The sequence below is a fragment of the Nostoc parmelioides FACHB-3921 genome (genome assembly GCF_014696625.1).
Taxonomy (GTDB): Bacteria; Cyanobacteriota; Cyanobacteriia; order Cyanobacteriales; family Nostocaceae; genus Trichormus; species Trichormus parmelioides.
On the sequence record NZ_JACJQL010000013.1, the window covers coordinates 35209 to 57173 of the forward strand.

A 21965-nucleotide genomic window follows, 5' to 3' on the forward strand; every position below is an offset into this window, starting at 1 on the left:
TTTCTAATATTGATTGAAACTATCCGGCGCATATGAAAAAACGCTATTTTTTACAAACTGGTGCTGCATTAGTTGGCACAGCTTTGTTACCACCTTATATTTTCCAAAGGTCAAGCATTATGGCAGCTTCTAATACCAAGTTTGAAATCGCCAAATCTGAACAAGAATGGCAAACAATATTAACCCCAGAACAGTTTCGTGTGTTGCGAAAACATGGAACTGAACGCGCTTTTACTAGTCCACTTGATAAGGAATATAGCGAGGGAACTTATGTTTGCGCTGGTTGCGGACAGCCCTTGTTTACATCTGATACTAAATTTAACAGTGGTACTGGCTGGCCTAGTTTCTTTACACCTATTGAAGGTGCAATTGCTACTACTACCGATAGATCGTTTTTTATGACTAGGGTGGAAGTACATTGCAGTCGTTGTGGTGGACATCTAGGTCATGTGTTTGATGATGGCCCTGCACCCACAGGTAAGCGCTACTGTATGAATGGTGTATCGTTAAAGTTTGAGCCTGCCTAAAGGACGCACAAGCAAGATTAGTCTTAGTCCCAATTCAAGATGAAAGCGATCGCCTTCTAATCTGTGATAATTAGAAAGCGATCGCTAACTATTTTCTATCTATTTAACTAACAACAGCCTCAGCTTTTGTCTCTTGTGTCTCTACAGGAGGGACAACATAAGGTTTCTCCGCACCTTGGGCTAGATATTCAGCTAGTTGTTTTTCAATTTCGTCGCGCACAATTTGGCGATACTCTAGAAAATGCTCATTGTGGGCGCAGGCGGAAATGTAATGTTCAACCACTCCAGGATTATGCTTGAGGATGCTAAACAAGTGATGCCAGAATTTCCAACGGGTTTCTCGTTTGACACCTTGTCGCCAAATGACAATTAACAAGGCTTTAATGACTACCAACTCTGGCATTTTGAATGGTGTTTTGTAACGTGGCGCACCCAACATGAGGAAACAACGATAGGTGCGATCTAAGTATTTTACTGGGTCGTATAAAGTACAAAAGGCTTCAATATATTCCCTGGCAATATCTTCTAGGGGACGGGTGGGGATAAAGTTCATCAACGTTGTTTGGTTGATGTTACTTTCTTTATTTTCCCGTAGTCGTCCTTCCTTCTTCAGGCGATGCCATAATGCTGTGTTGGGTAAGGCTTGCAACATAGCAAATGTGGTGGAGGGGATACCGGCTTGTTCAGCAAAACGAACAATGCGATCGCCTGCACCTGCTTTTTCACCATCAAAACCGATGATAAACCCAGCCATTGGGCGCAATCCAGCTTTAATGATGGTTTGCACTGCATCTGTTAGGGAACTGCGGGTATTTTGGAATTTTTTGGTTAATTGTAAGCTATCTTCATCCGGTGTTTCAATTCCCAAGAAGACAGCAGAGAAGCCAGACTCGACCATTAAATCTAGCATTTCTTGGTCTTGCGCTAGGTCAACGGAAGCCTCTGTATCAAATTTGAAGGGATATTGATGTTCAGCCATCCAGACTTTCAACTCTTTCAGCAACAATTTCACATTGCGCTTGTTACCGATAAAGTTGTCATCTACCATGAACACACCACGCCGCCAACCTAATTCGTAGAGGTAATCTAACTCTGCCAATAACTGTGCTGGGGTTTTGGTGCGTGGTTTACGCCCGTAGAGAACAATGATGTCACAAAATTCGCACTGGAACGGACACCCGCGCGAAAACTGCACCGACATCATGTCATAGGCATCCAATTCTAGTAAATCAAAGCGGGGTACGGGTGTGCTTGTGACATCTGGCTTTTCTGCGGTGCGGAAAGTCCCAGAAGTTTCTCCCCGTTGCACTGCTTCCACAAACATGGGTAGGGTGATTTCCCCTTCATCAAGAATGAGAAAATCAGCCCCGACGTTCTGCACATCATAAGGTGTAGAGGTGGGATAGGGGCCACCTACGGCGACTAACTTACCCCGCCGTTTTGCTTCTTGAATTTGCTCAAGTAAATCTTGTTTCTGGACAATCATCGCTGAGAATATGACGATATCAGCCCAAGCCCATTCTTCTTCGGTGACTGGACGGATATTGCGGTCTACCAGCTTAAATTCCCATTCCTGGGGCAGAATCGCTGCCACTGTTACTAAACCTAAGGGTGGTAACAACACCTTGCGATCGACTAAGGCTAGAATTTTTTCGTATGACCAAAAAGTTTTTGGAAATACTGGATAAACTAGTAGAATTCGCATCTTGTATCAATCCTCACGCTGTGATTGTGATCCCACGCTAACAAAAATAATTACTTATTAACTTGTTTTCTAAATTGGCTTCAGTTTACCGTTAATGCTTTTGCTTGGCAATTATTCAAACAATACACTACGTATTGGACTTGATCTCACAGGGTGGTGTTCCATGAAGATGGCAAAATTCTAGTTAGGCATACTTGACTAAAAAAGCATGATATGTATTAAGTATCAGCCACGCTGTGCGGTCACTCCATCTTTTATCCCTAATGCACTATTTTCTAGTTGTTTGAGTTGCTGCGATTTTTCTGATAATTGCAGTGCCAATCGCTGACAAACCAACTCACACAATTCAAAAATTATGGGGTCAGCAATTTCATAAAAGACACTCACCCCTTGGGGTTGGCGTTTGATAATACCAGTCTGCGCCAAAATTTGTAGGTGTTTGGAAACATTAGCTTGTTTGAGTTGCGTAATTTCTATAATTTCAGTCACATTTTTTGCACCAGATTTAAGCGCACACAATACTTGTAAGCGACTTACTTCAGACAATACCTTGAAATACTCAGCTACTGGTGCAAGTGTAGTTGGTGACGATTCGAGCATACTTAAGAGCGATTCAGTATAGTTTTTCTTGACAATTTATCTTAAAGCATTATAAAACATAAATATTATATTACTATATAGTAGTATAGTAGAAAAGCGAGACGTTACTCATCAAAAGCTATGTTATTCCGGCAACTTTTTGACCCAGAGACCAGCACTTACACCTATTTGATTGCAGACTTGGAAACTAAAACTGCGGCATTGGTTGACCCAGTGCTTGAACAAGTCGAACGTGACCAGAAGTTATTGACAGAACTGGATTTGACACTTGGCTACTGTTTAGAGACACATATCCACGCTGACCACATCACGGGTGCGGGGAAACTGCGTGAAAAAATAGGATGTGAGAACATTGTGCCTTTTGGTGCAAATGCCACCTGTGCTAACAAAAAAATGCAGCCTGGTGACGTGCTGCAATTCGGGTCAGTTGTCATTGAAGCTATTGCCACACCTGGACACACGGATAGTCACTTGGCTTATTTGGTCAATAAAACCCACTTACTTACGGGAGATTCCCTGCTGATTCGTGGCTGTGGACGCACAGATTTTCAAAGTGGTAGTGCTGCTGCACTTTACGACAGTATTACCAAAAACCTCTGGACGCTTCCTGAGACGACACTCGTTTATCCAGGTCACGATTATCACGGACAAACAGTGTCCACAATTGGCGAAGAAAAAAGGTTTAATCTGCGATTGGTTGGGCGCAGTCGTTCAGAATTTATCGAGTTGATGGGTAATTTAAATCTGCCAAACCCACAAAAAATTATGGAAGCTGTGCCAGCAAACCAACGCTGCGGAGATGTAGCGATTACTTCTTCTTGAGTATCAGGGTTTAGAGATTAGTATTGTTGACCAGGAATTAAAAAAGATGACAAACACTAAAAACTTGACGGCAATCGATGCAATCACACTTCAGCAATGGATGGAAGAAAATACAGTTCTATTAATTGATGTGCGCGAAGCGGCGGAGTATGCAGCCGAACATATTCCTGGTGCAAAGCTACTTCCTTTATCTAATTTCACGGCTGACCAAGTAACACCACAAAGTGAAAACATCGTTTTATATTGTCGTTCAGGAAATCGTTCCAATCAAGCTGTGCAGAAATTGATAGATGCGGGTGTTAGCAACGTTTATCAACTCCAAGGCGGGCTACCCACCTGGAAAGCAGCAGGTTTACCCACAAAAATTAACCTCAGCGCACCCATTAGCTTGATGCGACAAGTACAAATTGTTGCAGGTTCCTTAGTCTTTCTAGGAACAGTATTAGGTGCGTTTGTCTCACCTTGGTTCTTAATTTTGAGTGGGTTTGTTGGTGCTGGGTTGGTGTTTGCTGGGGTGACAAATACCTGTGCAATGGGAAATTTACTGGCGAAACTACCTTATAACCGTCGGATGGCGTAAATATGACTTGGATAATTGGTCATCTTCTCGCCGTTGGTATTGGCATTAGTTTGGGGTTACTAGGTGGGGGTGGTTCGGTGCTGGCTTTACCTGTGTTGGTATATGTCATGGGAATTGCCCCAAAAAATGCGATCGCTATGACTTTAGTAATTGTTGGTACAGTTAGTTTATTAGGAAGTATCTCTCACTGGCGTGCAGGAAATATCCGGTGGAAAACCGCCTATATTTTTGGTGCGGCGACAATGTTAGGGGCTTTCTTTGGTGCTAGGTTGGCGACATTGCCATTTATTACCGATGCTATACAGATGTTGCTGTTTGCGCTGTTGATGCTGGTGGCTAGTATCATCATGATTCAGCACAGTATGGGGAGTAAAACAACTCATGATGATTTACCTTATCCGCCGCCAGTCTGTAAACGTTGCTGGTTGTGGTTGATGAGTGAGGGAATTATTGTTGGTGGTTTGACAGGGTTAGTTGGTGTTGGTGGTGGGTTTGCGATTATTCCAGCTTTGGTGTTACTCGCTAAATTACCGATGAAGACAGCAATTGGCACATCTTTATTCATTATCGCTATGAATGCGATCGCTGGATTTCTTGGTTATCTGGGACACATCACCCTAGACTGGAACCTCATATTTAGTTTTATACTCGCTGCTAGTGCTGGGACTTTGCTTGGTGCGTATTTGACTAGGTTTGTTCCTGCGGCTAAATTGCAAAAGAGTTTTGGCTATTTTCTCCTAGCAGTAGCAGCATTTGTATTATTTCAAAACCGTGGCGTATGTTCACCAAAGTCGGCTGCATCGGCAAAAGTTAGCTTACAAAAGCAGGCATTTATTAACGATACTTTTTAAAGTAGAGGTAGAGGCTAAACTTTCCTTTTTGACTGCATCTGGGTTTGCCGCAACGCCGAATTTTAGTAGGGTGGAATGAATTATGACTGCTTTAACATTACAGTTACCGTCTCATCTCAAATTTACGGATGAAGAATTTGAACAGATTGTGGCTGTAAATCAAGAGTTGCGTTTGGAATTAACTGCGGAAGGGGAATTAGTCATCATGTCACCCACTGGGGGGGAAACAGGAAACCGTAATTTTGATTTGTTGGGTCAACTATGGCTGTGGAACAGTCAGAATAATCTAGGCAAAGCTTTTGATTCTTCTACAGGTTTTAAACTTCCCAATGGTGCAACTCGTTCTCCTGATGCTTCTTGGGTCAAGATGGAAAGATGGGATATTCTCACATCACAACAAAGAAAAAAATATCTTCCTTTGTGTCCAGATTTTGCCGTGGAGTTGGTTTCAGAAACTGACGATGTAGAAGATACTCAAGCCAAAATGTTGGAATATTTAGCAAATGGTTTACAGCTTGGTTGGTTAATTAACCCCAAAGAAAAGCTAGTGATAATTTATCGTCCTCATCAAGCACCACAGGTATTACAATCTCCTACAAGTTTATCTGGGGAAAATGTTCTACCTGGTTTTATTTTAAATTTACAGCCAATTTTTGCATAGATTGAGAACTACTGGCTAGAACTATCAACACCGCTAATTTTTAAAACATCACTCATCGTTGCACAGTAATTTGGCAAGCCAAAGCTATCGGGGTTAATCACGGTTTCATAGGTGAAATGACGATAGTTCATACAGAATCTATCCCAATCTGCCATCTGAATGCGAAAGACGGCTATGATGAGATTTGCCAATGATAAAGATAGGGGAATACGGAAGGAAATTTTTTTGCCTAGATAGGTGCAAAGTTGTTCTATTGCTTGGTTAGCTGTTAAACGCTTTTGACCTAATACTAATCTACGTGATGTATTTTCTTGAGGAGGATTGACTATTAAATATTTAACTACGCTGGCAATATCTTTGCCGTGGATGAAGTGGAAACTACCATCGGCTTGCAAGAAGCGAATTAAATTAACGTATTTTGTAACTTCGGGGATACCTGATGTGAGATGAGAATAAGGTTTTTTAGCATCACCACCTAAGACTAATGTGGGGAAAACTGTGGTGATTTTGGAGGCAATACCTAATTCTGATATTTTATGTAAGCATTCATATTTAGACCGGATATAATCTGTGCCGATTTCCCCTGCTTCTTTGAGTGGTTGATTATGACTATCTAAGACGCTTGCTGTAGAAAAATAAATAACTTGTTGACAAAGGTCTGGATCTAATAAGTTAAGTAACTCTATAGTTTTAGATACATTAATATCAAAGGTTTGCTCACCACCCCAAGCTGTTGCAGTGAGGACAGCTATATCAATTGTGGACAATAAATCAGCAAATTGACTAATATTTTGCATATCACCCTGTAAGATGGTGACACCCGGACGAACATGAGTATCTACTTGTAATTTACTGGGGTTTCTGACTAGTAAATATAGTTCGTAATCTGTTTCTTGAATTAAGGTTTCGCTAATATAGTGACCTATACATCCACTAGCACCTGTCACAAAAATTCTTTTTTTGGTCATGTGTTAAAAGTTTGGTTATTAGTTGTAGTGATAAATTGACAACTAATAAATATGGTAAGTTCCTAAGTGTGATTTGTTCACGCAGAGACGCAGTTCATTGAAAGCGTTCCCGTTGGCGTAGCCTCTCGTAGAGAAGGGTGGCGCAGAGGGGAAATAAGAGAGTTTGTCAACTGTCAACCGACAACTGACAACTGACCCTTCGGGTTCGCCAGTTGCTCATGGGGGAAACCCCCAAGACCGCACTGGCTCACAACTGACAACTGACTACACCAAAACATTTAATTGCTTGGCTGTTTCAAAGAAGAAGGCGACGTTTTCTTCTGGTGTGTCTGGTAGTACACCGTGTCCGAGGTTGAGAATATGACCCCAGTTACCAGCTTTGCGAACGGTATCGATGATGCGATCGCGGATAAACTGTTTAGAGGCATAAAGTACGCCAGGGTCAAGATTGCCCTGTACTTTCATCTGTTTGCCTAATCTGGCTCTAGCATCAGCCATATCTACTGTCCAATCGACGGTGACAATATCAGCACCAGATTGTCCCATGCGTTCTAGTACGCCGGCGCTACCACTCACTAGCAAAATCAAGGGTGTATCAGGATGGGTTTGCTTGATTTGCTGGAATACTCGTTGCTGATAGGGTAGGGCAAAGGTGTCATAATCTTGGGGGCTGAGTTGTCCTGCCCAAGAGTCGAACATCTGTACTACTTGTGCGCCGGAGTCGATTTGGTAACGAGCATAAATGGCGATCGCATCTGCTAATTTAGTTAACAGTTGATGCAGAATCGCTGGCTCGGAGAATGCCAGATTTTTGATGATGGAGTAGGTTTTGGAACCTTTACCCTCCACCGCATAGGCGGCTAGCGTCCAAGGCGCGCCGACAAAGCCCAATACCGTTGATTGATTGCCTACTTCTTGGCGTAAAGCCTGCAATATGGTTTTAATGAACGGTAAAGCTGCTTCTGGTTCTAAGGGACGCAGTTGTTCAATTTGTGCTTGAGTGCGAATGGGCGCATGAATGATGGGGCCTTTACCTTCCGCAATGTCCATTTCAATCCCTAAGCCTGGCAAGGGGGTGACAATATCGGAAAATAAAATTACTCCGTCTGGCTGGAAAGCTTTCCAAGGTTGCAGGGAAACTTCAATCGCTACCTCTGGAATTTCAGAGCGATCGCGAAATGAAGGATACTTTTCCCTTAAATCCCGATATGCTTTCATGTATCGTCCTGCTTGGCGCATCATCCATACAGGGGGACGATCTACAATTTCACCACGAGCAGCCCGCAAAAGGTGAGGAGCCGTTGAAGTAACACCCATTTAACACTTCATCCTAAGTCACTTTTTTATGTCACTGTTTAGCTTATCATTCTGGGATTACGCTTTATCAAAGGGAGGTAGGGCGCAGGAGGCAGGAAGCAGGAGGTGGGAAATAAATTTGCGGTTTAGTATTGCTTGTTTGCTCAAGTCAAAATAACTTGAAAACGCTGAATAAAAGGGAAATTCAGTAGTTGAGTTATAAACATCTTTAGTCAAATTCTGTCCTCTGTCTTTTAGCTTCTGCCTTTTTTCATAGCTTTACTAAACTTAATATGCCAACCAATTTCCATAGCTCACCTCGTGTTGCATCAGCTAACACTAATGCTTACGTAAGTAAGTTATTGATACCACGTTCCCAACGTCGGATATTCTTTCTGCAATTTACCTTGATGACTATTATGGGCTGGGTTGTAGGTGGTATTGCCAGTATCGCTTTAGAAAAAATTCTCTGGGAAAGCTTACCGAATGCTTTTGCTTCTGCACCAGAAACCTGGAGTTTTTGGGTAAAATTACTAAGTAATGTTGTGTTTGCTGTAGTTTTTGCTGCCGATCAAGCTTTAGTTATTCGCCGTTATATTTCTGGGCGCTTGTGGCTAATGGCTACCAGCATAGGTTGGTTGATTGCCCATAGTGTGGCGAGTGGTTGGGCTCATTATATTTCATCTATTGCAACTTCCCTCCAGGAAAGTTTAACCTTAGAAATAACCGTTATCTTGGCTTTTTTGTCAACATTTTTATACATTTTTTCCGGAATTTGGCTGGGATTGTTTCAATGGTTAGTTCTACGACGCTATACAGCTAAATCCTGGTGGTGGACTTTTTTCCCTTCCATTTCTTTTTTGTGTATCAGTTTGTTGGTTTGGTTGCTTTCTTTGGGGCAAAATTTATTTCCCGAAAATTACCGAACTCCTATATTGTATTGGAGTCAACAAGGATTTACCGCTATTATTCTAGGAATTATCCCGGCAATTGGCTTATGTAGTTTAAGAAAAAACTCACATCGGAAAATCGGAATTACTAGCTCATCCTAAGTGGCTATTTGCTGGATCTAGAGTACAGGTTGCATATATTATGAATCAGGATAAGATTTCGCAAAATCAAATCACGCCACCCATTGCGGATAAACAGCCCCAAGTTTTAGAATTGCATAGCGATCGCCGAGTAGACAATTACTTTTGGATGCGTGATATAGATAACCCAAAGGTAGTGGCATATCTAGAAGCAGAAAATTCATATACAAAAGTCATGATGCAGCACACAGAAACGCTGCAAAAAACTCTTTATAATGAAATGCTCTCGCGGATCAAAGAAACTGATTTATCTGTACCATATCGCAAGGATAATTATTATTATTATTCTCGAACTGAAGCCGGGAAAGATTATAGAATTCATTGTCGAAAAAAAGGAAATTTAGATGCTCCAGAAGAAGTACTTTTAGACGAAAATGAATTAGCCGCCGGACATGATTTTTTTGAATTAGGAATATTTGCGATTAGCCCCAATCATCAAATGCTCGCTTATTCCTATGACACCAGTGGTTCCGAGCAATATACGCTTTTATTTCTTGACTTAACAACACATCAGTTATATCCAGAAACTATTGCTGACACTTATTTTTCTTTTTGTTGGTGTAACGATAATCAAACATCATTTTATACAAAAATCGATGCCGCAAATCGTCCTTATCAGCTTTTTAAGCACACTTTAGGAACACAACCCACACAAGATCAATTAATCTACCACGAACCAGATCATGCTTATGCTTTATATGTAGGTAAGACCCGCAGTCAAGCATATATATTGATGACTTTGCAAAGCAGCATCACTACAGAAGTTCACTATTTAGATGCCAATAATCCTGAGAGTAACTTTCAGATAATTTATCCACGGGAACCTGGAGTAGAATATGACGTTGAGCATCATAGTGATTACTTTTATATAGTCACAAACGAAGCTGCTACAAACTTTAAGTTAGTGAAAACTCCCCTAACTATGCCATCCAAGGAGAATTGGCAAACTGTTATTCCCCACCGTGAAGATGTGCTGTTATCTGGAGTGAGCCTGTTTATTAATCACTTAGTCATCTATGAAAGAAAAGATGGCTTACAAACTGCTAGGGTACAAAATATATCTACAGGTAGTGAAAGTAATATTATTTTCCCAGAACCAACTTACCAGTTTTATGAAGGGAACAACCCCGAATTTAATACTAATATTTTGCGGTTTAATTACACTTCTTTAATTACACCGCCATCTGTGTTTGATTATGATATGGAAACCCACGAACAGGAGTTAAAAAAACAGACAGAAGTTCTGGGGGACTATGACAAAAATCAATATCAGAGTGAGTGGTTACTTGCTACTGCTGAAGATGGTACACAAATTCCCATATCAATTGTTTACAAAAAAGGTATGGAAAAAGATGGCAAAAATCCTTTACTGCTTACTGGTTATGGAGCCTATGGTGTATCTTACCCGGCATCTTTCTCATCAGCTAGACTAGCATTGCTAGACCGGGGAGTAGTGTTTGCTATTGCCCACATTCGTGGTGGTGAAGAAATGGGGCGCAAGTGGTATGAAGATGGCAAATTTTTGCAGAAAAAGAACACCTTTACAGATTTTATCACCTGTGCTGAGTATTTAATCAACGAAGGTTGGACAACAAGCGATCGCCTAGCCATCACAGGCGGTAGTGCAGGTGGTTTATTGATGGGAGCGGTGATTAATTTGCGTCCCGAATTGTTTAAAGTTGTAGTTGCCGATGTACCTTTTGTAGATGTAGTGACAACAATTTTAGATACATCTTTGCCCCTATCAGCAATGGAGTGGGAAGAATGGGGTAATCCTAACGATCAAGTCTACTATGAGTATATGAAATCTTATTCACCCTATGATAATGTCGCAGCCAAAAATTATCCCCATTTATTAATTACTGCTGGCTTAAATGATTCTCGCGTTAAATATTGGGAACCAGCCAAATGGACAGCCAAACTGCGAGAACTCAAAACAGATGATCATGTTCTGTTGTTGAAAACTAATATGGATGCGGGTCATAGTGGCGCATCTGGACGTTATGAAAGCCTACGGGAACTTGCTTTTGAGTATGCTTTTATTTTGGATCGTTTGGGGTTGTAGATGGGGCTGAGAACAAGGGCTATGACACAAACTCAGTCTACGCAGGTGGACTAACAAAAAAATCAAGCTTTTTAAACCCGCCTGCGCGGGTTTTGTCTGTATGGCTGCAACTTCTATTTGAGAGAAGCATATATTCCAAATTAACAAAATGCTTATGCTGTATTTATTCTGAATTATGGCTAGCGGTACTAGAATTTTCTAGCAATTTTTGTTTTCTTAATTTTGAATTTTGAATTTTGAATTGATATAACCCATATATGAATAAAATCAATCGTGTTGCTATTATTGGTGGTACTCACGGGAATGAATTTACAGGCGCATTCCTGGTTAAAAAGTTTCAGCAATTTCCTGAGGTAATCCAAAAACCTAGCTTTGAAACTTTAACAATACTAGGTAATCCCAAAGCTTTCGAGGCTGGTAAGCGCTACATCGAAAAAGATTTAAATCGTTGCTTTTTAACTGAAAGCTTGCAAAATCCAACTCTTGCTAGTTATGAAGACATCAGGGCGAAACAAATAGCCGGAGTTTTAGGAGCAGAGAATAAACCCAAAGTAGATGTAGTTATTGATTTACACAGTACAACTGCAAATATGGGCTTGAGTATTATTTTAGGTAATCAAGATCCATTTTTATTAAAACTATGTGCTTATTTAAGTGAAATTAATCCTTTAGTAAAGGTTTGCTATACTATCCCCGAAAAGGGTAGTAATTTTCTACGCTCTCTTAATAAACTAGGTTTTGTGATTGAGGTAGGGGCTGTAGCTCAAGGTGTATTGAATGCTGAATTATTCCAAAAAACTGAACAATTAATATATACGATTTTGGATTATTTAGAAAAATATAATCAGGGCAATATTCCTAATATAAATAACATATTAGCTCTGTATAAATTTACGGGTACTGTTGATTACCCCAGAAATGAAAACGGTGACATTCAAGGGATGATTCATCCAGATATTCAATTTCGAGATTATGAACCTCTAAATCCTGGTGATCCTTTGTTCTTAACCTTAGATGGTAAAGAGATCGCCTACGAAGGTACATCGACAGTTTACCCCATATTTATCAATGAAGCCGCCTATTATGAGAAAGGAATCGCCATGCTGTTCACCGAAAAGCAACTCATAAATTGTGATTAATGAATTGCCTTTTTTAATAATTGAGGAATCAAAGAAGGACGTTCTGCAACAGGAACTTCGGCTGCTTCAAAAGCTGTAATTTTACTTTGAGCAGTGCCAAAATTAGGTGGACGACCGACAACAGTAGCTAAAGTCCCCGTTTGTCGCCAAGTTTTTCCCGGTGGTGCTTGTCTGCCGGCAATATAAGCAATTACTGGTTTATCGATTGCTTCGGTAATGTATCGTGCGGCTGCTTCTTCACTACCCCCACCTGGTTGTCCGACTAAAACGATCGCCTCAGTCGTGTCATCCTCATCGAGAATTTGTAACCATTGCAGAAACGATGAACCGACAATCGCATCACTACCAATACTCACACTAATTGATTGTCCCCAGCCGGCTTGAGTTAATTCTCGCGCCACTTCATAAGTCAAAGTGCTGCTACGGCTAACAATACCTACTACTCCAGGTGTGTAAAATTCACTTGGTTGAGTACCCAAGAGGATTTTTCCTGGGACAATGATTCCGGGACTGTTGGGGCCGACTACCAGGGTTTCACCAGCTTCAGCTTTGCGGAGTAATTCCACCATATCCAAAGGTGGCACACCAGCAGAAATAATAATAATTTGTCTAATATGGGAGGCGATCGCTTCTAAGGCCGCATCTAGTACTTGATAAGGGTGTACACAGATAATTGTGGTGTCAATGCTGCCAAATTGCCCTACTACCTCCTCAACCAAATCAAAAACTGGCAGATGATAAAGTTCCTGTCCACCACATCCAGGCTGAACACCAGCTACCAAATTTGTACCATAGGCTTTCATCTGGGCAATATTACTCTCGGAAATGAATTCATGGAAGCCTTGAATAATAACTTTGCTATCTGGCGTTAAGTTCATAAAATCGGAGATTAGGGATTGGGAAAAGGCAGAGGATAAGAGAACAGAGGAAAGAATTAATTATTCATAAACTGTTGATTAGGAACTCAGCACTCCACTACTCACGAAACTTTTTTGTAAGCGTGTGATTTAGTCAAACGGACTGCGGTTGCTACTGCTTCGTCTAAATCTTCTACTAATATCAGTCCCTCTTCATGGGTTTGTAAAGCCGCTAAAACCTCCTTAGCTGCATTCAACTCCGAACCGGCTAACCGGATGACTAATTGTGGTGATTGATGTTGACTAAGGTTTTTACCATTAGACTTGGCAATCGATGGCGGATATTCACCTTTGTTTTGTTGTATAAATTGAGCGATCGCTTGTGCTGCCTCTTCTGGTTGCGGAATACTTCCTAGTAGGTTAATCAAGATCACCTGAGTATTTTTGTCAGCAGCCAAAGTATTCAGACCTTTGGTGAGGCGATCGCCAAATTTAGTTGGTGACAGATCAGTAATTGCCGCATGGCGTAGATTTAGACAAATTCCTGGTTTACCGCCGCCGCTAACCACTAAATCATAGGTCGCCAAGATAGAACCAGTACCATTACCTAAAATACCGATTCTGCGTTGTTTTTCTAAATTATTCCAGTCACGCCCATTACTAAGACTTTTATCATAATGACGAGGCACTATTTTGGCTGCCATTGCGGCAATTTCTGGATGTCGCCCGATAGCCCGTTCGTTGACTCTGACTTTACCATTGAGAGCCATTACCTCACCAGCAAGATTGACACCCAGAGGATTTATTTCTACTAAATCCAGGTCTTTCTGCACGAATAGCTGATACATTTTTTCTAACACTGTGCTGACTGACTGCATCAGCGTACCTTGCAGACCCATTTTTAAAGCCAACCGACGAGCATAAAAAGGCGAAAATTCTTGCTCGACCACCACATACTGCATTTTTTGATCAGCTAATTCTAAATCAATATCCGCTTCTGTGGAACCTAAAAGTACTGGACGACAAACAGCAGTATCTAAAACTACAGCCAAATAAAATTCTTGGTGAGAATTGTACTTAGACTCTGCTAATAAAACTTCTGGTAATTCGCCCCATATTGATAGATTAAAGATAGTTTGAGCTGCGGCGATCGCGTCGATTGTGGTTTCTACCATTCTTACACCACCGACTTTTTCCCTCTCCCCCGCATGAACCTGTGATTTCAGTACAATTGGGTAGCGAATTTTTAAGCGTTTTAAATCTGTAGGATGGTCAATTCTTTGGGATGGCAATACAGGAATGCCTATTTCCCCAAACCATTCTTTAACTTGGTACTCCAATAAATCCATTGCCATGCACCTTAATTTATACGTTTAGAAAATTTCTCTGGTGCTATTTTCCATTTTTTACCGCACCTTCATCACATAATCAAGTCTTGTCTTACTATTAAAACTGATTTTTTACGTATCAATTTTATCGAATTCCCTTTATGGAGCAAATTAATTTTTGGCATTAACTCCTAAAACGTTATTTTAAAATTATTTTTACTAACATCAAACGCTCAAAAGGCTCTAGACCTGTTTTCTGGAAGGTAATAAACTTGAACCCCTCCCTATTGCTTAGTGCCTACTTTCACGTCAGAGGTACTCTATAGAAAGGCTTATGCCTCCATACTCCTACAGGCAAACAAGCTATGACTTTCTCCTACAAAGACGCTAACGCGAACAAAACTTGCTCAACATACTATAAGCTTGTGTCTAGCTGGAGTAATTAATCCTATCAGTAAATATACAGTTGCACAATCAAATCAGCTTGAAAATAGGGAGTAGAGAATTATCAATAAGATTCCTCCTCCTGATACGCGGTTTTAATTCCCAGAAAATTTATTATTCCCATTTTTGAATTGTAATTTCTACTACAACTCAGATTGTAAAATTTAATAATCAACATTCTGAAACACTAATAGCGTTCAGTCCTGGAGGATTATTTTTCTTTTGGTGAAAACTCAGAAGTTGTGTTAAAAAGTTGGTCTATCAGATATTACGGTTATGGTTGGTTACACTGTGCATCTGTATTCAACAAACGAACACCCTTCTTTTTCGGTTCTCACCGATACAGAAAATAGTATAGAAGACCAGCAGGAAGGCTCTATGAGAGTAGCAGTCCAGCAGGAAGATTTACAGCTATTAAGCAAAACTTTGCAAGAACAATTTCTTGCCGAAGTCCCCTCTGGTGAATTTTTCCAGATTAGGTGTGCGGTCAACAAAGATCAGCTAATGATCCTAGCTCAACATCCAGTTGGTGTAAAAGTTGATACGCACGAAATTTTTGCAGTACTTGAAGAAGCTCTGCAATCATTACCACCTTATCAGGATCAGCCAGTCCAATGTTTTCTGCGAATTGTCGGGGAAAAACTCCCTTACGCTAAACGTTCCCTGACTATGAAGGGATACCGACAGGTAGAAAGCCCCATCATTTCACAAGATGATGAAGATCAAGAAGACGAGGATGCAGCATCGTTTTCATCGTTAGCATTACCTTTGAGTTATTCCACTACAACAGATACCGTTGAAGACGAAGAAGCAGTATTTGACCCCCTAGCTGGTACACCAGATTTATTAACAAACTCATCTCAGCGCCCGTTAAAAAAGATTTTGTTAGGGGCTGTGGTGGGAATTTCTCTTTTAGGTAGTGGTGGTGCTTACCTAATAACTCGTCCTTGTGTAATGTCTGTGTGTCAAGAATTCCAAGCTGCCCAGCAACTCAACACTCAATTTCGACAATTAATCAGTCGTGCCAGGTCAGAAAAGGACTTGACAGCATTACAACAACAGCTAGAAACAACTAGCACAGCCTTAGGCGTAATCCCTGCTTGGTCATCTTATTACCAGCAAGCAGCAGAACTCAAAACTAATCTGTCTGGACGTTCCGAAAAAATTAGCCAAGTCAACAAAGCTTTGCAGACAGCTTCAGTTGCAGAGCAAAAAATGCAAACTCCTGCTACGAGTCAAGGTGAACTACAAGCTAGACAACAACTGTGGCGACAAGCAATAACGCCCCTGGAAGTAATTAACCCTAATCATGAACTATATAGACTGGTACAGCCAAAATTGCTGAAATATCGGATTCATTTGCAAACTATCAATCAGCAATTACTCGCTCAAGAAAAGTGGGTGAAAAAGTTAGCAGACGCTAAGGGCGTGGCCAGTGTGGCTAATAAGTGGGAAACAACAGCCAAATCTTTGAAAGATTGGCAAAAGGTGCAGTCCACTTGGCAAGTAGTAATTAATGCTTTGAATGTTATCCCTCAGTCGAGTCCAGCATCTCAAGAGGCGCAGCAACTATTACTAGAATATAAACCTAAACTGGCAAGAGCGCGCGATCGCGTTACTATCGAACAACTAGCAGCTAAAAGCTACCAACAACTCCTTAGTATAGCCAGCCAAGCTAAAGCTTATGAGCAAAAACAAGAATGGCAAGCAGCTGTTATTTATTGGCAACAAGCTTTACAGGCAGCTAAACAAATTTCTAACAATAGCTTGTATTACACTCAAGCTCAGAGTTTAATTACACCATACTCAACTTCCCTGCAACAGGCGCAAGAAAAACTAATTTTAAATAATAGTTGGCAGCAAACCCGTGCTGACTTAAATAAAACTTGCTCTAGTGAAATTAGAATTTGTAACTTTACCGTAGACGATAAAGGAATCATCGTCAAAATTACCCCTGAATATGAACAAGTACTACAAAGTACTATTTCCGAAAACAACACTCAAGATTCTGAGGCTGCGGTTGGGGTTGCTAATCATTGGCAAACCTTACAAGAAGCTTTAACAGTAATCAGCGAAAATGCCAACCTGCCTCTGTTTATTTACAATGTCCAAGATCAAGTAATTTATATGCGGACACCAGGGGAATAGTAACTGGTGGCAACAGCTATACCTTGGAACCGCAGTTAAAACATTCTTGGCTAGTACCTTTTGGATTGACAGTTATTACTTTCAAACCAGCATTTTCGGCTTTGTTTGAAAGTATTGTTACAAACTGTCACCACCCGGCATCATAGTACATAAGTTCTATATCTTCCCCAACTTTTTAGGGTGGCGGTGGCGGTGGTGTGTCTGGCGGTGGTGGGTCTGGTGGTGGTGGCGGTGGTGGGTCTGGCGGTGGTGGTGGTGGGTCTGGTGGTGGTGGTGGTGGTGGTGGGTCTGGTGGTGGTGGATCTGGCTGTGGCGGGTCTGGTTGTATGTTTATATCGCCATTGTTACCTAATTGCTGACCATTCTGAAACAAAACTTCTCCTATATCTACTAACGAATTGACCGGAAAATCATGTGTTATGAAATCATCTTCGTCAGTATCTTCATCTATTACCTCAGAGGAAGTAGTACTTAGTTCTAAAAAAGCTGGGTTTTCCATCACCCCTTTACCAATAAGAGGTGACTGTGTTGCCAACGCGGCCATAATTTCTGCTCTGACACCCGCAATAGCTGGGTCTGGTGTTGCTGAAGAGTTTTTGCCAGTTAAATCTAAACCTTCAGCCAGATCACTTGTTTCATAAAAATTTTGTAGATCAAAATCATATAAACTCTGAATTTCACCTTTGACAAGAACTAACAGTTGTCCTGCTTTTAGCGGTTGAGTTTGAGATGTGTCTTTATTAGACACTGCTATCCCACTATTTGTTAGCGCGCCAATAATCGTCGTATCCGTTTTTTGGTCATAACGAATGAATAGCGCCGAACCACGAATGGCGGCTGTTGCGCTTGGTGTTTGAATACGTGTTTGTCCTCTTCCTGGTGGAATTAGCAGTAATACTGTTCCATTAGACAATCGAAAATTCCGTGTCCTGGGCATAAATTGAAATACGGCTTGTTCTCCCACCCTTGCCAGAGAACCGTCGTTGAAACGCAAGTCTGCTAAAGAAGCTCGACCAGTTGATAGCCCATCCCCTGGAATAATTGCATCCAATTTCTGTGCTGGACGTTTATTTCTAGATGCTCTTTGAATTAATTGGACAAAATTACGAATGCTCTGAACCTCAGCACGAGTTAAGGGCGTATTGGCATTCACTTGAGGCGGTGAAATCAATACCATCACCCCGCACAATCCAAGGGAAAATAATGGGATAAGGTTCAAGCGCATAATTTTGAATTTAAAAAATTTAACTGAAACTAACCCGGCAAAACCAATTTAAATTTTTTAATTATTATTTTGTTAATTTTATATTCTAGTTCGTTTTGACTATAAAATATCTCATTTTTGTCTACTAAAATGTAATATGAGGTTGTGTACATTTAAGTATAATATTAAGATTCATCTTTACATCGATTCATTAAGATGTATCTTCAAGGCTGGCAACATTTTTTACTAACGATTTTGGTTGCTTCTATTAGCGGAAGCGGCTTTTGCATCAAAGCAGATGCAGCAAAGGTTAAACAGTCTGATAGATTATATTGTCAGAATCAGATAAACAACGAAGAAAAAGATTTTTATATTGAAAACGGAAATTCAACGATATGCCAAACTAGCACTAACTCGCAGTTGTCTCAGTTAGATGGGTTTGATAGGGTATCCAGACGACAGAGCCTATTAGATATCATAGCCGCAAAATCACTAACTCCTGAAGTTATTCCCACTGATAAACCTGATTTCTTACCTCTTAATCATAGTATTAGTCAGCGAAATAATGAATCTCCACAATTAGAAGGACAACCTGGGTTTGTTCCTCAACCTAACCAAAAACCAATGGAACCTTTATTCAATTCACCCCCAGTAAATTACCGCGAAAGGTTAGAGAGACTGAGACAAAGGTTACGGGAGGTAAAACAGCCAAGTTCGGAAGGGGAAAGTTACCGGGAATTAGGATTAAGGGTGAGAGAGAGAGCATTACCAGCACCGATTGAACAACCGCCACTACCTCCGATAGAACAACCTAGAGATAAGTTTAAACCCATAGGTTCGTTACAAGCTTATGTAGGCTATTTTCATACAGATAATACTTTTTCGTCTGATACTTCACCCATAGAAGATGGGTTGTTTTTTTATGGATTGAGACTCGCTTCAGCATATTTTCCCTTGGGAAAGAGTACTTATTTAAGTGGATCGATTGATGGTAATTTGATTCGTTATGTGGATCAACCAAAATACAATTACAACCAATTAGTATTTAACCTGGGGATTTATCAACAGTTGTCCAAACGGATGTATGGTGAAATTGGTTGGAGTAATCAACAGTTTTTTTACGCTAAAAATAGCGATGTCTTCCGAGCCGGGAATCGCTTTCTCAATGAAAACTCTTTGTATTTATCTTTAGGAAGAAGAGATCCTATCACCGACAAACTCACGCTAGATAGCTTTTACGAACTGAGTTGGAAGTTAGCTGACCCAGATGATCGTAGTCGGATCATGAATTCCTTCTGGTTATCTTTAAGTTATTCCCTGCAAAAGCCTTTACAAGTTGGGTTGAACTATCAGTTAAACTTATCAGATTTTACAGAACGCGATCGCCAGGGTGTAGCCCATCGCACCGATCAATATCATCGCTTATATGGCAGCATCATTTACCGTGTATCCGATTCTAGTAGCTTGAATCTTCAGACTGGCTTTAGTTTTGGCGATTCTACAGCAGGTAACATTGATTTTGAAAGCTGGTTTTTGAATATTAATTATCATTTGAAAATTGGGGAATTTTAGATTTGGTCAATAGTCAATAGTCAACAATTCAAAGGTTATACACCAATGACTAATAACTAATCCAATCACTCCAACTACCTGCGTACAGCTTACCTGTATGGATACCAGCCAGTTCTAACGAGAGAAGGTTCACACAAGCTGTTACACCCGAACCACAGTAAACTAAAATTTCTTCGGCTGTCGCCAGATTTTGCCATCTTTGTTGATGTTCTGTTAGGGGAATTGAGTAGCCACTAGTATCTGTAACTTCCATCCAAGGATAATTGACTGCGCCGGGAATATGACCTGCAACCTTATCAATTGGCTCTCGTTCACCTCGATAGCGATCGCTCTCTCTTGAATCGACCAAAACGACCGTTGGTAAATCTTTACGAGTTTTGACAGTATTAATATCTACTAACAGTTGTGTTTGTATTTGTGGCACAAAGTTAGCTGTTTTAACTTGAGGAATAACATCAGTAATAGGATAGCCAGCTTGTTCCCATTGGCTAAAACCCCCATTTAGCACTGCAACTTGCTCGTGTCCTAAATAGCGCAATAACCACCACAGACGAGAAGCAAAAGCAAAGCGGGAGTCATCATAAGCAACAACCAAAGTTTTTTGAAACTCTATCCCCATACTTGCTAACTTCTGCGCTAACTCATCCGGGTTAGGTAAAGGATGTCTACCACCATGCTCACCCACAGGACTTGAAAGATCCAAATTTAAGTCGAGGTAATAGGCTCCTTCTATATGACTTGTTTGGTACTGCTGTTTTCCTAGCTGTGGGTCGGCTAGAGAAAAGCGACAGTCAACAATCACAACGTCGATATTGTGAAGGTTTTGTAAAAGCCAATTCGATGAAGCAACCAATTGAGTATCCGTCATAAGAGACTTTTCCACTAAAAAATATCCTGTTTACTCAGTAGTGCTGAAGTATGGTCTCCTGCTTTATCTAAACTATAAATATTGATGTTTATTTGCTCATGTCGGAATTGCAAAAATTTATACCCCAGTCCACAGGAGACGGTTCTTTTACCTTTTTCTCCCAAGAATTTAATGAGGCTTTTCACAGCCATTTCGGAGCCAAACAGGAAAGTTTTTTCAAGTTTGTCAGTCCCACTCGGTTGGCTATGGCTGCTCACCAACCAGTTTTACGCTTATTAGATATTTGTTATGGACTAGGATACAACACAGCCGCAGCCTTGGAGACGATTTGGGAAGTGAATCCCAGTTGTTCTGTTGAATTAATTGGTTTAGAACTAAATCTCTCCGTACCCCAAGCAGCTATTGAGCATCAGTTATTCGATAACTGGAACTACCCATACACCGATATTTTGACTAGGTTAGCTTTTGAACAACAGGTGCAAACAGATCGTCTCCAGGCAAAACTGATCATTGGTGATGCTAGAAACGCTATTCGTGAAGTAAATCATGTAAATTTTCAAGCTGATGCTATTTTTTTAGACCCCTTTTCACCTCCGCAGTGTCCGCAATTATGGAGTGTGGAATTTATTCAACAAGTAGCACTGTGTTTACACGAGAGTGGCTTGTTAGCAACTTATTCTTGTGCGGCGGCGGTACGTACAGCACTGTTAATGGCAGGATTGCATATAGGTTCAACTCCACCAGTCGGTAGGCGATCGCCTGGTACTGTTGCAGCACATCTTAAAAGCTTTGAACGCAATATCCACTCAGTACTTCCTCCCCTTTCTCAAGCAGAGGAGGAACACCTTTTAACTCGTGCAGCAATTCCTTACCGTGATCCAAAACTTAATGATCCTGCTCATGTAATAGTGACGCGCCGACAACAAGAACAACAAGCAAGTTCCCTAGAACCTACATCACGTTGGCGGAAACGGTGTTTACCACGATCGGTATGAGTCCTCAGCTATAAATTCTGAGTAAATTCCCGGAAATTATGCCCAGTTGCCTCTAATATATTCAGGAGGGGTGATTCAGTATTAATACTGAATTAATTGTAGTTTAAAAATATTTACTGAAAACAAATGTAAAAATTCAAACAAGATTTCTAAATTTTCCTAAATAAATTGAAGTGTGCATATTAAGTTTGTATAATTTATGTATTGTAATATACAATATTACCTGTAAATTGAAATTATGTAA

The 21965-nt window shown here is 40.6% G+C and carries 19 protein-coding genes and 1 pseudogene; 11 read left to right on the forward strand and 9 right to left on the reverse strand.

Annotated features, from left to right (window positions below; translation table 11 throughout):
• Nucleotides 1-32 precede the first annotated feature (32 nt).
• The gene (gene msrB / locus H6G14_RS11375) at nucleotides 33-527 is read left to right on the forward strand and encodes a peptide-methionine (R)-S-oxide reductase MsrB (RefSeq protein ID WP_190567523.1); all 495 of its coding nucleotides are present in this window, start codon (nucleotides 33-35) and stop codon (nucleotides 525-527) included.
• Nucleotides 528-630: 103 nt separating this feature from the next.
• Here msrB and H6G14_RS11380 read toward each other — a convergent pair whose 3' ends face one another.
• A complete protein-coding gene (locus tag H6G14_RS11380; RefSeq protein ID WP_190567524.1) occupies nucleotides 631-2232 on the reverse strand; it encodes a B12-binding domain-containing radical SAM protein in 1602 nt (533 codons plus the stop codon).
• A gap of 225 nt (nucleotides 2233-2457) precedes the next feature.
• Entirely contained in the window at nucleotides 2458-2832 is a 375-nt protein-coding gene (locus H6G14_RS11385) for an ArsR/SmtB family transcription factor (RefSeq protein ID WP_190567525.1), read from the reverse strand.
• A 120-nt stretch (nucleotides 2833-2952) separates the two neighbouring features.
• Here H6G14_RS11385 and H6G14_RS11390 point away from each other — a divergent pair, with 120 nt between their 5' ends.
• The 4 genes from H6G14_RS11390 to H6G14_RS11405 all read left to right on the forward strand — a co-directional run bounded on the left by H6G14_RS11390 (nucleotide 2953) and on the right by H6G14_RS11405 (nucleotide 5746).
• The gene (locus tag H6G14_RS11390; protein WP_190567526.1) at nucleotides 2953-3654 is read left to right on the forward strand and encodes an MBL fold metallo-hydrolase; all 702 of its coding nucleotides are present in this window, start codon (nucleotides 2953-2955) and stop codon (nucleotides 3652-3654) included.
• 46 nt (nucleotides 3655-3700) lie between these two features.
• Nucleotides 3701-4234 carry a rhodanese-like domain-containing protein gene (locus H6G14_RS11395; protein WP_190567527.1) on the forward strand — a complete coding sequence of 178 codons (534 nt, stop codon included), beginning with the start codon at nucleotides 3701-3703 and terminating at the stop codon, nucleotides 4232-4234.
• Between the two features lie 2 nt (nucleotides 4235-4236).
• A complete protein-coding gene (locus H6G14_RS11400; RefSeq protein ID WP_190567528.1) occupies nucleotides 4237-5085 on the forward strand; it encodes a sulfite exporter TauE/SafE family protein in 849 nt (282 codons plus the stop codon).
• An 82-nt stretch (nucleotides 5086-5167) separates the two neighbouring features.
• Nucleotides 5168-5746, forward strand: a complete 579-nt coding sequence (locus tag H6G14_RS11405) for a Uma2 family endonuclease (RefSeq protein ID WP_190567529.1) — start codon at nucleotides 5168-5170, stop codon at nucleotides 5744-5746.
• 8 nt (nucleotides 5747-5754) lie between these two features.
• Here H6G14_RS11405 and H6G14_RS11410 read toward each other — a convergent pair whose 3' ends face one another.
• Together H6G14_RS11410 and hemE are read right to left on the reverse strand one after the other, a co-directional pair.
• Nucleotides 5755-6714, reverse strand: coding sequence for an NAD-dependent epimerase/dehydratase family protein (locus tag H6G14_RS11410; RefSeq protein ID WP_190567530.1), 960 nt, complete (start codon nucleotides 6712-6714; stop codon nucleotides 5755-5757).
• Nucleotides 6715-6978: 264 nt separating this feature from the next.
• Complete coding sequence (hemE, locus tag H6G14_RS11415; RefSeq protein ID WP_190567531.1) at nucleotides 6979-8031, reverse strand: uroporphyrinogen decarboxylase; 1053 nt, start codon at nucleotides 8029-8031, stop codon at nucleotides 6979-6981.
• Nucleotides 8032-8303: 272 nt separating this feature from the next.
• On the opposite strand from hemE, the gene H6G14_RS11420 reads away from it, so the two are divergent.
• The 3 genes from H6G14_RS11420 (at nucleotide 8304) to H6G14_RS11430 (ending at nucleotide 12305) form a co-directional block, all read left to right on the forward strand.
• A complete protein-coding gene (locus H6G14_RS11420; protein ID WP_190567532.1) occupies nucleotides 8304-9062 on the forward strand; it encodes a hypothetical protein in 759 nt (252 codons plus the stop codon).
• A gap of 40 nt (nucleotides 9063-9102) precedes the next feature.
• Nucleotides 9103-11166, forward strand: coding sequence for a S9 family peptidase (locus tag H6G14_RS11425; protein ID WP_190567533.1), 2064 nt, complete (start codon nucleotides 9103-9105; stop codon nucleotides 11164-11166).
• A gap of 257 nt (nucleotides 11167-11423) precedes the next feature.
• The gene (locus H6G14_RS11430; protein WP_190567534.1) at nucleotides 11424-12305 is read left to right on the forward strand and encodes an aspartoacylase; all 882 of its coding nucleotides are present in this window, start codon (nucleotides 11424-11426) and stop codon (nucleotides 12303-12305) included.
• On the opposite strand, the gene H6G14_RS11435 is transcribed toward H6G14_RS11430, so the two are convergent.
• A complete protein-coding gene (locus H6G14_RS11435) occupies nucleotides 12302-13183 on the reverse strand; it encodes a succinate--CoA ligase subunit alpha (protein WP_190567535.1) in 882 nt (293 codons plus the stop codon). The genes H6G14_RS11430 and H6G14_RS11435 overlap by 4 nt on opposite strands.
• 101 nt (nucleotides 13184-13284) lie before the next feature.
• A complete protein-coding gene (locus H6G14_RS11440; protein WP_190567536.1) occupies nucleotides 13285-14511 on the reverse strand; it encodes a succinate--CoA ligase subunit beta in 1227 nt (408 codons plus the stop codon).
• A 699-nt stretch (nucleotides 14512-15210) separates the two neighbouring features.
• Between H6G14_RS11440 and H6G14_RS11445 the strand changes: the two genes are divergently transcribed.
• Nucleotides 15211-17082: a hypothetical protein gene (locus H6G14_RS11445; RefSeq protein ID WP_190567537.1), complete on the forward strand. Its 1872-nt coding sequence runs from the start codon at nucleotides 15211-15213 to the stop codon at nucleotides 17080-17082.
• Nucleotides 17083-17101: 19 nt separating this feature from the next.
• On the opposite strand, the pseudogene H6G14_RS11450 reads toward H6G14_RS11445, so the two are convergent.
• A pseudogene (locus tag H6G14_RS11450) lies at nucleotides 17102-17224 on the reverse strand (zinc ribbon domain-containing protein); the annotation flags it as partial.
• A gap of 33 nt (nucleotides 17225-17257) precedes the next feature.
• Nucleotides 17258-18259 (reverse strand): FecR domain-containing protein, encoded by a 1002-nt coding sequence (locus tag H6G14_RS11455; RefSeq protein WP_242053408.1) that lies wholly within the window; start codon nucleotides 18257-18259, stop codon nucleotides 17258-17260.
• Nucleotides 18260-18502: 243 nt separating this feature from the next.
• Between H6G14_RS11455 and H6G14_RS11460 the strand changes: the two genes are divergently transcribed.
• A complete protein-coding gene (locus H6G14_RS11460) occupies nucleotides 18503-19858 on the forward strand; it encodes a hypothetical protein (RefSeq protein WP_190567539.1) in 1356 nt (451 codons plus the stop codon).
• Between the two features lie 49 nt (nucleotides 19859-19907).
• Here H6G14_RS11460 and H6G14_RS11465 read toward each other — a convergent pair whose 3' ends face one another.
• A complete protein-coding gene (locus H6G14_RS11465) occupies nucleotides 19908-20726 on the reverse strand; it encodes a sulfurtransferase (protein ID WP_190567540.1) in 819 nt (272 codons plus the stop codon).
• 98 nt (nucleotides 20727-20824) lie between these two features.
• On the opposite strand from H6G14_RS11465, the gene H6G14_RS11470 reads away from it, so the two are divergent.
• Nucleotides 20825-21721: a tRNA (5-methylaminomethyl-2-thiouridine)(34)-methyltransferase MnmD gene (locus H6G14_RS11470; protein ID WP_190567541.1), complete on the forward strand. Its 897-nt coding sequence runs from the start codon at nucleotides 20825-20827 to the stop codon at nucleotides 21719-21721.
• Nucleotides 21722-21965 lie beyond the last annotated feature (244 nt).

What these genes read in the sequence shown, in the direction of transcription:
- msrB (WP_190567523.1), top strand. Translation starts at nt 33, where the DNA reads ATGAAAAAACGCTATTTTTTACAAACTGGTGCTGCATTAGTTGGCACA.
- H6G14_RS11380 (WP_190567524.1), bottom strand. Translation starts at nt 2,232, where the DNA reads ATGCGAATTCTACTAGTTTATCCAGTATTTCCAAAAACTTTTTGGTCA.
- H6G14_RS11385 (WP_190567525.1), bottom strand. Translation starts at nt 2,832, where the DNA reads ATGCTCGAATCGTCACCAACTACACTTGCACCAGTAGCTGAGTATTTC.
- H6G14_RS11390 (WP_190567526.1), top strand. Translation starts at nt 2,953, where the DNA reads ATGTTATTCCGGCAACTTTTTGACCCAGAGACCAGCACTTACACCTAT.
- H6G14_RS11395 (WP_190567527.1), top strand. Translation starts at nt 3,701, where the DNA reads ATGACAAACACTAAAAACTTGACGGCAATCGATGCAATCACACTTCAG.
- H6G14_RS11400 (WP_190567528.1), top strand. Translation starts at nt 4,237, where the DNA reads ATGACTTGGATAATTGGTCATCTTCTCGCCGTTGGTATTGGCATTAGT.
- H6G14_RS11405 (WP_190567529.1), top strand. Translation starts at nt 5,168, where the DNA reads ATGACTGCTTTAACATTACAGTTACCGTCTCATCTCAAATTTACGGAT.
- H6G14_RS11410 (WP_190567530.1), bottom strand. Translation starts at nt 6,714, where the DNA reads ATGACCAAAAAAAGAATTTTTGTGACAGGTGCTAGTGGATGTATAGGT.
- hemE (WP_190567531.1), bottom strand. Translation starts at nt 8,031, where the DNA reads ATGGGTGTTACTTCAACGGCTCCTCACCTTTTGCGGGCTGCTCGTGGT.
- H6G14_RS11420 (WP_190567532.1), top strand. Translation starts at nt 8,304, where the DNA reads ATGCCAACCAATTTCCATAGCTCACCTCGTGTTGCATCAGCTAACACT.
- H6G14_RS11425 (WP_190567533.1), top strand. Translation starts at nt 9,103, where the DNA reads ATGAATCAGGATAAGATTTCGCAAAATCAAATCACGCCACCCATTGCG.
- H6G14_RS11430 (WP_190567534.1), top strand. Translation starts at nt 11,424, where the DNA reads ATGAATAAAATCAATCGTGTTGCTATTATTGGTGGTACTCACGGGAAT.
- H6G14_RS11435 (WP_190567535.1), bottom strand. Translation starts at nt 13,183, where the DNA reads ATGAACTTAACGCCAGATAGCAAAGTTATTATTCAAGGCTTCCATGAA.
- H6G14_RS11440 (WP_190567536.1), bottom strand. Translation starts at nt 14,511, where the DNA reads ATGGATTTATTGGAGTACCAAGTTAAAGAATGGTTTGGGGAAATAGGC.
- H6G14_RS11445 (WP_190567537.1), top strand. Translation starts at nt 15,211, where the DNA reads ATGGTTGGTTACACTGTGCATCTGTATTCAACAAACGAACACCCTTCT.
- H6G14_RS11455 (WP_242053408.1), bottom strand. Translation starts at nt 18,259, where the DNA reads ATGGTATTGATTTCACCGCCTCAAGTGAATGCCAATACGCCCTTAACT.
- H6G14_RS11460 (WP_190567539.1), top strand. Translation starts at nt 18,503, where the DNA reads ATGTATCTTCAAGGCTGGCAACATTTTTTACTAACGATTTTGGTTGCT.
- H6G14_RS11465 (WP_190567540.1), bottom strand. Translation starts at nt 20,726, where the DNA reads ATGACGGATACTCAATTGGTTGCTTCATCGAATTGGCTTTTACAAAAC.
- H6G14_RS11470 (WP_190567541.1), top strand. Translation starts at nt 20,825, where the DNA reads ATGTCGGAATTGCAAAAATTTATACCCCAGTCCACAGGAGACGGTTCT.